The 13,542-nt window shown below is 41.4% G+C and carries 10 protein-coding genes; 3 read left to right on the forward strand and 7 right to left on the reverse strand.

Annotated features, from left to right (window positions below; translation table 11 throughout):
* Positions 1-211 precede the first annotated feature (211 nt).
* From ilvC to ilvD, 4 genes are all read right to left on the reverse strand, one after another.
* The gene (ilvC, locus tag MKY45_RS18860; protein ID WP_042530028.1) at positions 212-1,249 is read right to left on the reverse strand and encodes a ketol-acid reductoisomerase; all 1,038 of its coding nucleotides are present in this window, start codon (positions 1,247-1,249) and stop codon (positions 212-214) included.
* Positions 1,250-1,293: 44 nt separating this feature from the next.
* Positions 1,294-1,821, reverse strand: a complete 528-nt coding sequence (gene ilvN, locus MKY45_RS18865; RefSeq protein WP_042530026.1) for an acetolactate synthase small subunit — start codon at positions 1,819-1,821, stop codon at positions 1,294-1,296.
* Between the two features lies 1 nt (position 1,822).
* The gene (gene ilvB / locus MKY45_RS18870) at positions 1,823-3,544 is read right to left on the reverse strand and encodes a biosynthetic-type acetolactate synthase large subunit (RefSeq protein ID WP_193065369.1); all 1,722 of its coding nucleotides are present in this window, start codon (positions 3,542-3,544) and stop codon (positions 1,823-1,825) included.
* Positions 3,545-4,390: 846 nt separating this feature from the next.
* A complete protein-coding gene (ilvD, locus tag MKY45_RS18875; RefSeq protein WP_256705021.1) occupies positions 4,391-6,076 on the reverse strand; it encodes a dihydroxy-acid dehydratase in 1,686 nt (561 codons plus the stop codon).
* Positions 6,077-6,578: 502 nt separating this feature from the next.
* Here ilvD and MKY45_RS18880 point away from each other — a divergent pair.
* Both MKY45_RS18880 and serA read left to right on the forward strand, forming a co-directional pair.
* Positions 6,579-7,736, forward strand: coding sequence for a pyridoxal-phosphate-dependent aminotransferase family protein (locus MKY45_RS18880; RefSeq protein ID WP_212928349.1), 1,158 nt, complete (start codon positions 6,579-6,581; stop codon positions 7,734-7,736).
* A 3-nt stretch (positions 7,737-7,739) separates the two neighbouring features.
* The gene (gene serA, locus MKY45_RS18885) at positions 7,740-9,326 is read left to right on the forward strand and encodes a phosphoglycerate dehydrogenase (protein ID WP_042530017.1); all 1,587 of its coding nucleotides are present in this window, start codon (positions 7,740-7,742) and stop codon (positions 9,324-9,326) included.
* Between the two features lie 103 nt (positions 9,327-9,429).
* Here the strand turns inward: serA and MKY45_RS18890 are convergent, their stop codons facing one another.
* Positions 9,430-10,212 (reverse strand): HAD family hydrolase, encoded by a 783-nt coding sequence (locus tag MKY45_RS18890; RefSeq protein ID WP_256705022.1) that lies wholly within the window; start codon positions 10,210-10,212, stop codon positions 9,430-9,432.
* Between the two features lie 139 nt (positions 10,213-10,351).
* On the opposite strand from MKY45_RS18890, the gene MKY45_RS18895 reads away from it, so the two are divergent.
* Positions 10,352-11,446 carry a branched-chain amino acid aminotransferase gene (locus MKY45_RS18895; protein WP_042530013.1) on the forward strand — a complete coding sequence of 365 codons (1,095 nt, stop codon included), beginning with the start codon at positions 10,352-10,354 and terminating at the stop codon, positions 11,444-11,446.
* Between the two features lie 250 nt (positions 11,447-11,696).
* Here MKY45_RS18895 and MKY45_RS18900 read toward each other — a convergent pair whose 3' ends face one another.
* A complete protein-coding gene (locus tag MKY45_RS18900; RefSeq protein ID WP_341173230.1) occupies positions 11,697-12,614 on the reverse strand; it encodes an aldo/keto reductase in 918 nt (305 codons plus the stop codon).
* 608 nt (positions 12,615-13,222) lie between these two features.
* The gene (locus tag MKY45_RS18905; RefSeq protein ID WP_042530005.1) at positions 13,223-13,423 is read right to left on the reverse strand and encodes an alpha/beta-type small acid-soluble spore protein; all 201 of its coding nucleotides are present in this window, start codon (positions 13,421-13,423) and stop codon (positions 13,223-13,225) included.
* Between the last annotated feature and the right edge of the window lie 119 nt (positions 13,424-13,542).

Here is a 13,542-nt window from a genome sequence, read left to right on the forward strand (position 1 = left end):
GGTGCCTGGTGTCTTCTTTTGATTGATACGCGCTATATACAAACAGGGCTGCAAGGAAGATCTGGATAGCTGGTTTCATACGTCCATTGAAGGAGGCTGGAAATCCAGCCTCCTTCCAATCCATCTTCTATTTTTTCAAGCTGCTTAGATTATTAGTTTAAATCAACTCTGGGTGACTGCTCACCATCTTTAAAGAGCCGTATCAAAAAACTTAATTTTGAGCGTGTGCTTTTTCATTTTTTTCCGTTACATCGTTAATTGGTTTTTTAACAAATGGCATTAAAGCACGCAGTTCTCTCCCAACAACTTCAATTTGATGTTGATTTTCACGACGGTTGATTGCGTTAAACTGCGGACGGCCTGTTTGGTTTTCGGAAATCCAGCCTTTCGCAAAGGTACCATTTTGGATATCAGAAAGAATATCCTTCATACGCTCTTTTGTTCCTTCATCAACAACTCGAGGTCCAGATACGAAGTCGCCCCATTGTGCTGTATCGGAGATAGAATAACGCATGTTTTCTAATCCACCTTCATAAAGCAGGTCAACGATTAGTTTTAATTCATGCAGACACTCAAAGTATGCTACTTCCGGCTGATAGCCTGCTTCTGTCAATGTTTCAAATCCTGCTTTTACAAGTGCAGTAGCTCCACCGCACAGTACAGCCTGTTCTCCGAATAGATCTGTTTCTGTTTCTTCCTGGAAGCTGGTTTCCAATACGCCTGCTCTTGCTGCGCCGATACCATAAGAGTAAGCAAGTGCTACTTCTTTTGCATTTCCAGTGTAATCTTGTTCCACACCGTATAATCCTGGTACGCCAGCTCCTTCTTCATACGTGCGTCGTACTAAATGTCCAGGTCCTTTTGGTGCTGCTAAGAACACATCTACATTTGAAGGAGGCACGATTTGTGTAAAGTGGATATTAAATCCATGAGCAAATGCTAATGCATTTCCTTCCTGCAAGTTATCCTTGATGCTTTCTTCATATACTTTTGGCTGCATTTCATCTGGAAGTAATACCATTACTAAATCAGCCTGAGCTGTTGCTTCTGCTACTGAAAATACTTCAAAACCGTCTGCTTCTGCTTTTTGCTGTGACTTTCCTGGACGCAAGCCGACGATAACATCAAATCCCGAATCTCTTAAGTTCATTGCATGTGCATGACCTTGTGAACCATATCCAATAATTGCGATTTTTTTATCTCTTAGTACCTCTTGATTGATATCCTTGTTGTATAATACTTTTGCCATAATGTAATCTCCCTCTCATCTTTGTCTATTATTATAATTATTTATTATCCATGGGCTGACATATTGTTCAGCTCACTAAAACCTTGTTCAGGTTGATAACCTCTTGGAAATGCTGTTAATCCTGTTTTTGTTAAATCTTTGATGCCATATGGCCGCAACAGTCCAATCAATGCATCGACTTTTTCCGGCTTGCCGGTAACCTGTATCATCAGGCTGTCTTTGCTGATATCAATCACATCTGCACGGAATGCCGTAATCAGTGTCATAATTTCAGGTCTCGTCTGATTGTTCGCGACCACTTTTACTAAAGCGAGTTCTCTAGTCACAATGGCTTTATCTGTGACATCTAAAACCTTAATGACATCGATTTGTTTATTCAGCTGCTTCGTTAATTGCTCCAGCTTCTGCTTATCCGAAATTTCGACAACAAATGTCATTTTGGAAATACCTTTTACATCCGAAGCGCCGACAGAAATACTTTCAATATTGAACTGGCGTCTGTGGAGCATGCCAGTGATTCGATTTAATACCCCGCCGCGATCTTGAACGGTGGCAATGATTATCCGTTTCATTTTATTTTGTCACCCCAATCATTTCGTGCATTCCTTTGCCTGGTGCAATCATCGGGTATACACATGTCTGTCTTTCAATCCGGCAGTCAATAACAACCGGGCCATCATGCGAGAAAGCTTCCTCCAGCGCATCTGGAACATTCTTTTCATCCTCTACACGCATTCCTTTGATTCCATAACTCTCTGCCAGTTTCACAAAATCAGGGTTTTCTGAAAATAAGGAATGAGAGTAACGTTCTTCATAAAATGTTTCCTGCCACTGTCTTACCATTCCAAGTGCTTCATTATTCAGAATAACCACTTTTACTGGCAAATTCTGTGTTTTCAAGATAGACAGCTCCTGCAATGTCATTTGAAAACCGCCATCTCCTACGATAGAGATAACCATCTTATCCGGCTTGGCAATTTGTGCGCCGATTGCTGCAGGAAAACCAAAGCCCATCGTGCCAAGCCCTCCAGAAGTCACCCAATTATCCGGGTTCTTGAAGGTGTAGAACTGAGCTGCCCACATTTGATGCTGTCCTACATCGGTTGTCACAACCGCTTCTCCATTCGACTTTTCATATACCTGCTCGATTAGCCATTGCGGGCTGATTGGGTTATCCTCGCGGTTGTACCATAACGGATATTCTTTTTGATTCTTCTTGATTTTATCTAACCAGGCTGTATAATCTCCGCGGTTTACTTCCTGCTGCAGAAGTACGTTCAACGCCTGTTTCGCATCTGCTACGATTGGGATTGCTGTTTCAACGTTTTTCCCTATTTCAGCTGGGTCAATATCGATATGAGCTACTTTTGCATTAGGAGCAAAATGCTGCAGATTTCCAGTCAATCGATCATCAAACCGTGCTCCGATATTGATAAGCAAGTCACTTTCATAAATGGCTCTATTTGCTGCATACGTTCCATGCATTCCACCCATGCCAAGCGACAGGTTATCTCCGCCGGGATAGCTTCCCAGTCCCAGCAGTGTCGTGACAACCGGAATCTCCCAATTGTTGACAAATTGCTTTAACTCTTCTGTTGCTCCTGCAATTAAAATTCCTGCTCCAGCGAGTATGACCGGCTTTTCTGCTTTGCTTAGTTCATCCGTTACTTTTGAGATTTGCATCGGGTTCGGATAAACTGTCGGCTGATAGCCCGGCAAATAAAAATCATCCTCGTAATCATTGATTGTTACAGTTTCGGAAATACTTTTAGGAATGTCAATAACTACCGGACCTGGTCTCCCTGTTGTTGCAACATGAAATGCCTCGTTCACGATTCTCGGCAAGTCCGCGATATCATTTACCTGGTAATTATACTTTGTAACTGGTGTCGTGATTCCCATGACATCTGCTTCCTGAAAAGCATCTGTTCCAATAACCTGTTTCGCAACCTGTCCCGTGAATACAACTAATGGAATCGAATCCATCATAGCATCTGTAATTCCTGTAATTAAATTCGTTGCCCCCGGGCCTGATGTTGCAATAACAACACCTGGTTTCCCTGACACTCTTGCATAACCTTCCGCCGCATGTATGGAGCCTTGCTCATGTCGCGAAAGTACATGCTTGAAGGTTGTATCGTTACGGTGCAGCGCATCATAAATTGGTAAAACAGCACCCCCCGGGTAACCAAACACTACTTCAACACCTGCTTTTTCCAATGCCTGAACTAACAAATCAGACCCTGTGACCAAATTACTCTTCACTTCCACCCCTTGATTTGCATTAACTTTCACAACAATGCCCCTCCTTTTTCTTTTGAAAACGTGCCATTCACCACGCTTTCGGATGAATGATTGTGTTACACAAACGGAATACGCTGATATTTTCCTATTTGCTAAAAAAACTGAAATTTTCAATTAAACTAACTATTTGTCATGCGATTGGTTTCGGGTTTTTACGAAAATAATTAAAAAAGACCCTTTTCCCCCCATGTACATGCTTTCTTATCATGTATGGGGCGAAAAGGATCTGCTTTTCACGGTACCACCCAGTTTTACAAAGTTCTTTCAAACTTTGCCTCAATAGCTGCTAGAGCTATGTTTGATAACAGGTACATAGATTACCATGCACCTGGTCACATATAATTGGAATATTCCTTTCCATGTGACACTCAGGGACGATGTCGGAATAAGTAGCTATTCTGGGCTTCCAGCACCCCCAGATCTCTGTGAAAGCTATGGTCTTTTCCTTTTTTCCCGTCAACGTATTTAATATATTGGTGAAGTAATAACTTCTTGATATTTTAAAAATGTTTCGTTAAGAAATATCTTATATTGCGAACAATCATATCTTGTTTCTGTATGATAGTCAATAGTATTTTGTAATTTTTTTAATAATTCTATTTAGTCTGATTTTATGTATGCGTTTACATTGCTGATATATATTGTCATCGTACTTTTTGTTAAAATTAGATTACAGCTTATTTTTCTTAGGTTAGATACTTTGGCAAAGTGCTTATACTGCTGCTTCAAGCCGGCCATCCTAACAAATTAATTTAAATCCCGCTCCATTTAAACATGAAGAACCTTCATCAGATGATAATCGAATCACCTGATGAAGGTTCTATAAATTTAATTATGTTAATCACGATTCAAATAGTCAGTGACAGCACCTTTAGAAGAACATTTTACATTATGTGCGTATTTGCCTAAGATACCTTTTTTATATAATTCCGGCGCTTCCCATGCTTTACGACGCTTGTCCAATTCTTCATCAGACAGATCCACAAAGATTTCCTTCGTGGATGAATCGATAGTGATACTGTCGCCTTCTTCAAGGAGTGCGATTGGTCCGCCAGATTGTGCTTCCGGAGAGATATGTCCTACTACTAAACCATGTGTGCCCCCAGAAAAACGTCCATCTGTCAGCAATGCTACGGTTTCTCCCATTCCTTTCCCGACTAGAATACTGGAAATAGAAAGCATTTCCGGCATCCCTGGTGCGCCTTTTGGACCTACATAACGGATAATAAGTACATCGCCGTCTTTAATTTCATTATTCATCACGGCTTTTGTTGCTTCTGCTTCGGTATTAAATACGCGTGCAGGACCGGTATGTCTGGTTACTTTCACTCCGGATACTTTTGCTACCGCGCCTGTTGGAGAAAGGTTCCCTTTTAGAACAATCAAAGGTCCATCTTCTCTTTTTGGTTCATTTAATGGCATAATTACTTTTTGACCTTCTTTTAATGATGGTGCATCCTCTAAATTCTCTTTAATAGTTTTCCCAGTAACCGTCATACAGTCTCCATGCAGATAGCCATTTTCATAAAGCATTTTCATTACTGCCTGGACACCGCCAACATTGTGAAGATCCTGGAATACAAATTGCCCGCTTGGCTTTAAATCAGCAAGATGCGGCACTTTTTCCTGAAGTCGGTTAAAGTCGTCTATGGTTAAGTCCACTTCTGCTGCATGAGCAACTGCCAGCAAGTGAAGAATAGCATTCGTAGAGCCGCCTAGTGCCATCACAACAGTAATCGCATTTTCAAAAGCCTCTTTAGTCATTATATCTTTTGGATAGATTCCTTTTTCCAACAATGTTCTGATGGCTTCCCCTGCTGCTTCCACATCGGCAAGTTTTTCCTGTGATTCTGCCGGATTGGAAGAGCTTCCCGGTAAGCTTAATCCCATGGCTTCTGCTGCGGAAGCCATTGTATTTGCGGTATACATCCCGCCGCATGCCCCTGCGCCCGGACAGGCATGACATTCAATCCGATTCATCTGTTTATCATCGATTTTCCCTGCATTATGCTGCCCGACACCTTCAAATACAGAAACAATATCAATGTCTTTTCCATCAAGATTTCCAGGTGCAATGGTTCCGCCATATACAAAAATTGCCGGAACCTCTGCATTGGCAATTGCCATCATACATCCAGGGATATTCTTATCACAAGCGCCTATCGCAACAAGACCGTCTAAATTTTCTGCCCCGACAACTGTTTCGATGGAGTCAGCAATCAAATCTCTGCTAGGAAGAGAATAGCGCATTCCCTGTGTTCCCATAGAAATACCGTCAGATACGGTGATTGTGTTAAAAATTAACGGCACACCGTCAACTTTTCTAACTCCTTTTTTAGCAACTAAAGCTAAATCATTCAAATGGATATTACACGGCGTTACCTCTGCCCATGTACTGGCAACTCCGACCATCGGTTTTTTAAAATCCTCATCGGTCACCCCGACTGCACGTAGCATCGCCCTATTAGGAGCTCGCATGGTGCCGTCAAAAGCTTTACTTTTTATCCTTAAATCTTTCTCCATTTTTACACCTTCCTTTTTCGACTATTATAGGTATAATATTCGCATAGTTCAATTTATTTAGTGTTTTTTCTTTTTTATAAACATCCTGGAAAGCGATTTCCATGCCGGAATGAACGGGTTTTAAATTTTTTAATGTCTCTCCTTAACGACAATTCTCTTCTCTGCTGCGCCCATATAATATGTAACTTTATATTGACAATACGGTTGAGGTTGCTATATTGGTAAGAAATACTTTTTCATATGAATCTGCATTTTTAAATACTTTTATGTTAAAATATCCGTATGTTATTAATTGGATATCGATAAACATCCGTTTTTAACCTCACAAAAGTATCTTAACCTTATAAAAAATGTTACATTGTTTGCCAATAAAACATTTTAAAGACATTGTATTTTTTTATAAAACTGGATTCTTGAAAAGTTGCTATCATATCCAATAATACCAGTTTGGTACTTATTGATATTCCATTTATTAAATTCATTTTAAAGGAGCTTACCATTCATGCTAAAAGATCAGCACATTCTAAGAATACCTGGGCCGAGTCCTATCCCTCCAAGTGTAGGGCGCGCAATGAACCAGACTATGATCGGTCACCGCGGGAAAGAAACGAAAGAATTATTAGAACGGATTCTTCCAAAGCTAAAATCTGTATTTGGAACGAAGCAGGATGTGATTCCTGTTGCCGGGAGCGGGACAGCAGGTTTAGAAATGGCTGTCAGCAACGCTGCACACCCGGGAGATGATGTTCTTGTTATCGTCAGCGGAGCATTTGGTGATCGTTTTGCAAAAATATGCGATGCTTTTCAATTAAAGCTGCACCGAATTGATGTGGAATGGGGAGATACAATTGACCCTCAAGCCGTTCAAGAATATTTACAAGCACATCCGGAAATCAAGGTAGTCTTTGCTACATATTGTGAAACCTCTACCGGTATTTTAAATCCAATTGAGCAGCTTGCCAAAACCGTACATGAATCTTCTGATGCTCTTTTCGTTGTGGATGGTGTGTCCTGCCTGGGCGGCGTGGAAGCTAACATGGACGAATGGGGTGTGGACATTTATGTAACAGGTTCGCAAAAGGCATTTATGCTGCCGGCCGGTTTAATGTTCATTGCAGCAAGCGAGCGTGCCTGGAAGGTTATTGAAGACAATCCGCAGCCGCGCTTCTATTTAGATATGCGCGTTTACCGGAAAAACTTAGAAAAAGTATCTACACCGTATACACCTGCGCTTTCCCTTTTATTTGGACTCGATCAAGTTCTGAATCTGCTGGAAGAGGAAGGCCTGGAAAATGTGTACCGCCGGCATATCGTTATGCGTGATATGACAAGAGCTGCTTTTAAAGCACTGGATATTCCTTTACTGGCAGCAGATGAAGATGCTTCTCCAACCGTAACAGCGGTCCGGCCGGCTGACTTTGATTCAGAGGCGCTCCGTTCTGCAGTCAAGGAACAGTTCAATTTAACCATGGCCGGCGGACAGCAGCACCTGAAAGGATCGATTTTCCGTGTCGGGCACATGGGCTATTGCTCTCCTGCTGACGTGCTGCAAACAATCAGCTTAATCGAAATCGGTCTTGTGAAAATCGGAAAAGATATCCAGCTTGGCAAAGGGGTTCAGGCTGCCCAAGAAATTTATTTGCAACAGGAGGAAAAGTAACTCATGACATATCGTGTATTAGTCAGTGATCCATTAAGTGACGAAGGAATTAAACCATTAAGAGAAATCGAAAATATAGAGATTGTTAAAAATCCAGGCTGGGATGAAGCAGCGCTCTTAGAAAATATCGACCAATTCGATGCTTTACTCGTTCGCAGCCAGACACAGGTTACACGTCCTTTACTGGAAAAAGCATCCCGCTTGAAAATTGTCGGACGTGCCGGAGTCGGCGTAGATAATATTGATTTGGAAGCAGCAACAGAAAATGGAATTATTGTCGTAAATGCACCGAACGGAAATACCAATTCTGCTGCTGAGCATACTGTGGCCATGATTATGTCCCTGTCCAGAAATATCCCGCAGGCTTTCTATGCTTTAAAACAAAAGCAATGGGACCGCAAACGTTTTGTCGGTGTGGAATTAAAACAAAAAACACTGGGCGTTGTAGGGCTGGGAAGAATTGGTGCCGAAGTAGCGAAACGCGCCAAAGGACAGCGCATGAATGTAGTTGCTTATGACCCATTCTTAACCGATGAAAAAGCAGAGCGGATGGGAATAACAAATGCTACGTTAGAGGAAGTGCTTCGAGCGGGTGATTTCATTACAGTGCATACACCGCTGTTAAAAGAAACAAAACATCTAATTAACGCAGAAGCCTTTGAATTGATGAAGGATGGCGTACAAATTGTTAACTGCGCCCGCGGCGGAATTATTGATGAGGATGCTTTGTATGACGCGATTGTTTCTGGAAAAGTAGCGGGTGCGGCATTGGATGTATTTGAGCAGGAGCCTTTTACAGAACATAAATTACTCACCCTGCCAGAGGTTGTGGCAACACCGCATTTAGGCGCCAGCACAATCGAAGCGCAAGAGATTGTAGCCATCGATGTCAGCCATGATGTTATCCGCTTCTTAGAAGGTAAAGCAGTCCGCCACCCAGTGAACATGCCTTCTATCCCTAGTGAAGCAATGCATCAAATCGAGCCTTATTTCTATTTAGCGGAAAAACTGGGTACATTTATTATCGATTTAGCAAATGAAGTCATAAATGACATTCGTATTACGTACTCCGGCGAATTAAGTGACATCGAAACAGGTCCGGTCACTCGCAATGCAGTGAAAGGTATCCTGAAACGATTCCTCGGCAGCCGTGTAAATGATGTCAACGCATTATACTTGGCGGATCGTAAAGGAATTACTGTCAGCGAAAGCAAAACATCGGCACAAAAAGGATTTACAAATCTGATTACGATAGAAGTAACTGGACCTTCCGGAAGCAGAAAAGTTGCCGGAACACTATTAAACGGTCTCGGAGCACGCCTTGTCCGTGTTGATGGCTATCAGGTGGATGCGACTCCAGAAGGACATATGGTTGTTATCCAGCATATTGACCAGCCTGGTGTTATCGGACGCATGGGAAGTGCATTTGCAGAGCATAATATCAACATTGCTACCATGCAGGTGGATCGTTCAGATGTAGGTGGAAATGCCATTATGCTGCTGACCATTGATCGTCATTTAGAAGATAAAGCTCTTTCCGAAATTGCATTATTAGACGAAATTAAATCTGTTACTGCGATTGATTTGTAAAATATATTAAAAAAACCGTTTGAACCACGGCGTGCAGCTGTGTTCTAACGGTTTTTTATGGATAAAATTCCTTTATAAATTAAGGCTCCAGACATCCCCCCAATTAAGGTTGCAGGATATTTTTTAACTCCGTAAGTGATTTGATTTCATAGGCTGGTTCGATGTCCGTCCTATTTTCTGCATCAAATCGATTCAACCAGACAGAATCAATACCTGTCCGATTAGCTCCAATAATATCTGTATTCAAATTATCACCGACCATGACTGCCTCTTCCGGATCAATAGCGAGATGCTGTAAAACATGATGAAATATCTCCGGATCTGGTTTTCCTGTTCCGATATCTCCAGAGATAAAAATTTTCTCGAAATAAGGAGGTAATTCAGGTGAAATCTCTAATTTAAGGTTTTGGAGACTTGGCGAACCATTTGTAACCAAAGCAAGGCGATAATCCTTTCCCAGCTCTGTAAGAACAGACAAAGCATCCTCAAATAAATGCGGGCTCTCTATCCGATATGATCTAAAAGCCTCTGCCAATTTTTTAGCAAGTTCCGGCAGATCCGCCCCAGTATCTTTTAACCCCTCCAGCCAGGCTTTCTCCTGGTATACAGGAGCGATTTCCCGCAGCTTGCGGAACTCCTCCCCCGGGTCTTCAAACGTTGCCCACAGACCTTCAAATGGATTGATGCCAATTTTTTGTGTATAAGCATAGGTCGGGTAAGAAGCATATAATTCTCTTGCCCTCGTACGAACATTTTTTTCCAATTCAACCGGATTAGTACCTGCTTCCTTTTCCGCCAGCCGACATGTTAAATCAAAAGCATCTTGTACACTTTTTTTGTCCCATAAGATTGTATCGTCCAAATCAAATAATACCATTTTTTTCATTATTCATTTCCTCACTTTTCCATTTTAATCGTACCCGTAATCATAATTTAATAAATTAATTTAAAATTTAGTCTTGCTAAAATCTTTGATATGTCTTATGATATATAGAAATTTAATCAATGGCAAGGAGACTTTTGATATGGAAGAACAAACTATTCGCGTGCAGCGTTGTGAGACAAAAAAAGAAAAGCCACAGGATGATCAATTAAGTTTTGGGAAGATTTTCACGGACCATATGTTTGTGATGGATTATTCAGAACCGTTAGGGTGGCATAATGCGAGCATTGTACCATATCAACCACTACAAATTGAACCTTCTGCAATGGTATTCCACTATGCACAGTCTGTTTTTGAAGGTTTAAAAGCCTATCGTACGGATAACGGAAGCATTGAATTATTTCGTCCAGAGAAAAACATGGAACGTTTAAACAGATCAAATGATCGTTTATGTATCCCTCCGATTGACGAAGAATTTGCTTTAAAAGCCATTAAACAACTGGTTTCAATTGATCGTGATTGGGTCCCTCATACAGAAGGTACATCGCTATATATTCGCCCGTTTATTATTTCAACAGAAACTTACATCGGCGTGTCTGCATCTACACGCTATAAATTTATTGTCATTTTATCACCGGTAGGCGCTTATTATAAAGAAGGCATCAACCCGGTAAAAATTGCAGTAGAAGATGAATATGTACGTACCGTAAAAGGCGGTACCGGCGAAGCGAAAACAGGAGGAAACTATGCTGCAAGCTTAAAAGCACAGGAGCTGGTTGCTCAAACTGGTTATACGCAGGTTCTCTGGCTGGACGGTGTAGAAAAGAAATATATTGAAGAAGTTGGAAGCATGAATGTTTTCTTCAAAATCAACGGTGAAGTAATCACACCTAAACTGAACGGCAGCATCCTTTCCGGAATTACACGTTCCAGCGTCATCGAGCTGTTACAGCACTGGGATATCCCGGTGGTTGAAAAACGCATTTCTATCGAAGAATTGTATGAAGCTTACCAAAGAGGAGAATTAGAAGAAGCATTCGGTTCTGGTACAGCTGCAGTTATCTCTCCGATCGGCGAATTAAAATGGGGAGATAAACAACTGATTATCAACGATGGAAAAACAGGAGATATCTCGAAAAAAGTCTACGATACGATTACAGGTATTCAATATGGCCATATGGAAGATCCATTTAACTGGATGCAAAATATTGAAACCGAAAGTCCTGTAAAGCATTAATATTGAAAAACCAGACTGGAAAAATCCAGCCTGGTTTTTTTAGTTTCATAATATAAAACGAAACTTCATTCAGTGGGCGTTTTTGCTTTTCTCCCGCTGAATTAGCCTAAGTGATTCAGGGAGTTAGCGTCCGTTATCTCCCGTCTAAATAAATTTATTTTCGTTCTTTATTTTGAGGCGGGAGTTTTACGGACGATTCTCCGTGATAATCAATAATTATCTGATGCTGTATACATTTTTAGAGCTTTCTTTACAGTAATTTATTACCTGCAGATTGCCATAATTGATACCATTCTTCTCTCGTAAGCGTAATATCCGCTGCTTTTACCATTTCCGACAAACGTTTTGGAGTCATTGTTCCAATAATTGTTTGTATATTCGCAGGGTGACGCAATATCCATGCTATTGCTATCGTCTCACGGGCCACACCATATTTTTCTCCAAGCCTGTCCAGTTCTTTATTTAATTCCGGATAAGCATCCCGATCCATAATAAACCCGCCGAAGAAACCGTAACGGAGCGGGGACCAGGCCTGAATTGTCATATTATTTATCTGGCTATAATCAATCACTCCGCCATCTAAATCCTTTGCCTGATCAAAGGCCGTATTTGCATATAATCCCTGATCAATCATACCGGAATTTGTAACACTTAACTGTAACTGATTAGCCACGAGATCCTGCTCCACATATTTTTTTAATAACTCGATTTGACGCGGCCGGAAGTTACTTACCCCAAAATGCCGGACTTTCCCGCTTTTTTCTAACTCTGAAAATGCTTCTGCCACTTCTTCCGGCTCCATCAGCGCGTCCGGACGGTGAATCAGAAATACATCTAAGTAATCTGTCTTCAAACGCTTTAAGCTTTCTTCAACAGATGAAATCAAATATTCCTTGGAAGAATCATAAAATCCGTTACGGATGCCTGCTTTCGACTGAATTATCATTTTTTCGCGAATAGCGGGGCTCATATTAATCGCATCCGCAAATACCGACTCAGACTTTCCTTTTCCGTAGATATCTGCATGGTCAAAAAAATCGATTCCATGATCCAATGTATTATGAATCACTTTATTCGCTTGCTCTTTCGTACTTTGCTGCATCACCATACATCCCAAAGAAATGACTGGAACAGATAATTCGCTGTTTCCCAATTGTATACGCTTCATAATAATTCCCTCCCTGCTTTCTATTTTATCACAAGCTTCGACATTCCCGATAATAATCCGAGCTTGTTTTACTTTTTTCTTTATGGGAAATCAAGAACGTCAATGAACCTTTAAAACATCGGTGTTCTTGCCAAAGAGATGTCCGCTACGACGGGTTTCGATGGGACGAGTAATCGCAGTCCCAGTCCCAGTGTGAAGACCCCGCAGAAAAAAAGCGAACTTCTTTTTTCTACCCGCAGGGCATAAGTGCGACTTTGCTTCTGTCTGCGCCTGACGGCTTGCCAATCAGCAAGTCTTCTTTTCACCCGCTGGGCATAAGTGCGACTTTGCTTCTGTCTGCGCCTGACGGCTTGCCAATCAGCAAGTCTTCTTTAAAGGAGATGAGCTCGGGGCCTATGGAAAGCGTAGTGTTTTTCCACAACGGTCGCATTAACCTGACAACGTTGAAGATTACTCCCTCAATGAAACCCATTGGAGCGAATATATTCAGCATTTTTTTATATACTTTCCTATTCTACAAGAAAAACCTGTAGTGAGAAGGAGTTTCTCACCACAGGTTTTTCTATTCAGAACATTAGAGCGGGTAATTTTTCAAGCTGAAAGTCAGGTTATTTTTTCCGATTCGCAATGCTGCCCTCAGCCATTTGAATCATTCGTTTAACCATCTCACCGCCGACCGCACCGTTTTCACGAGCAGTCGTGTCAGCTCCTAAATTCACATGCATTTCATCAGCGATTTCCTCTTTCATCTGATTCACTGCACGTTCTGCTTGCGGTACTAACAACGCATTTCTTCGTTTGTCAGCCACCAGAGACCCTCCTCTTTTATTCAAAAGCAAGTATCATACTTGCTTGCTCCTATCTTGTGCAGAACGTTATAAACTATACAAGAAGTTTTAGCATAAGTGCTGGAAATTGTACATATGTA

Source organism: Oceanobacillus sp. FSL K6-0251 (genome assembly GCF_038004725.1).
GTDB classification, from domain to species: Bacteria; Bacillota; Bacilli; order Bacillales; family Amphibacillaceae; genus Oceanobacillus; species Oceanobacillus oncorhynchi.

What these genes read in the sequence shown, in the direction of transcription:
- ilvN (WP_042530026.1), bottom strand. Translation starts at nt 1,821, where the DNA reads ATGAAACGGATAATCATTGCCACCGTTCAAGATCGCGGCGGGGTATTA.
- MKY45_RS18890 (WP_256705022.1), bottom strand. Translation starts at nt 10,212, where the DNA reads ATGAAAAAAATGGTATTATTTGATTTGGACGATACAATCTTATGGGAC.
- ilvC (WP_042530028.1), bottom strand. Translation starts at nt 1,249, where the DNA reads ATGGCAAAAGTATTATACAACAAGGATATCAATCAAGAGGTACTAAGA.
- ilvD (WP_256705021.1), bottom strand. Translation starts at nt 6,076, where the DNA reads ATGGAGAAAGATTTAAGGATAAAAAGTAAAGCTTTTGACGGCACCATG.
- MKY45_RS18895 (WP_042530013.1), top strand. Translation starts at nt 10,352, where the DNA reads ATGGAAGAACAAACTATTCGCGTGCAGCGTTGTGAGACAAAAAAAGAA.
- MKY45_RS18900 (WP_341173230.1), bottom strand. Translation starts at nt 12,614, where the DNA reads ATGAAGCGTATACAATTGGGAAACAGCGAATTATCTGTTCCAGTCATT.
- MKY45_RS18880 (WP_212928349.1), top strand. Translation starts at nt 6,579, where the DNA reads ATGCTAAAAGATCAGCACATTCTAAGAATACCTGGGCCGAGTCCTATC.
- serA (WP_042530017.1), top strand. Translation starts at nt 7,740, where the DNA reads ATGACATATCGTGTATTAGTCAGTGATCCATTAAGTGACGAAGGAATT.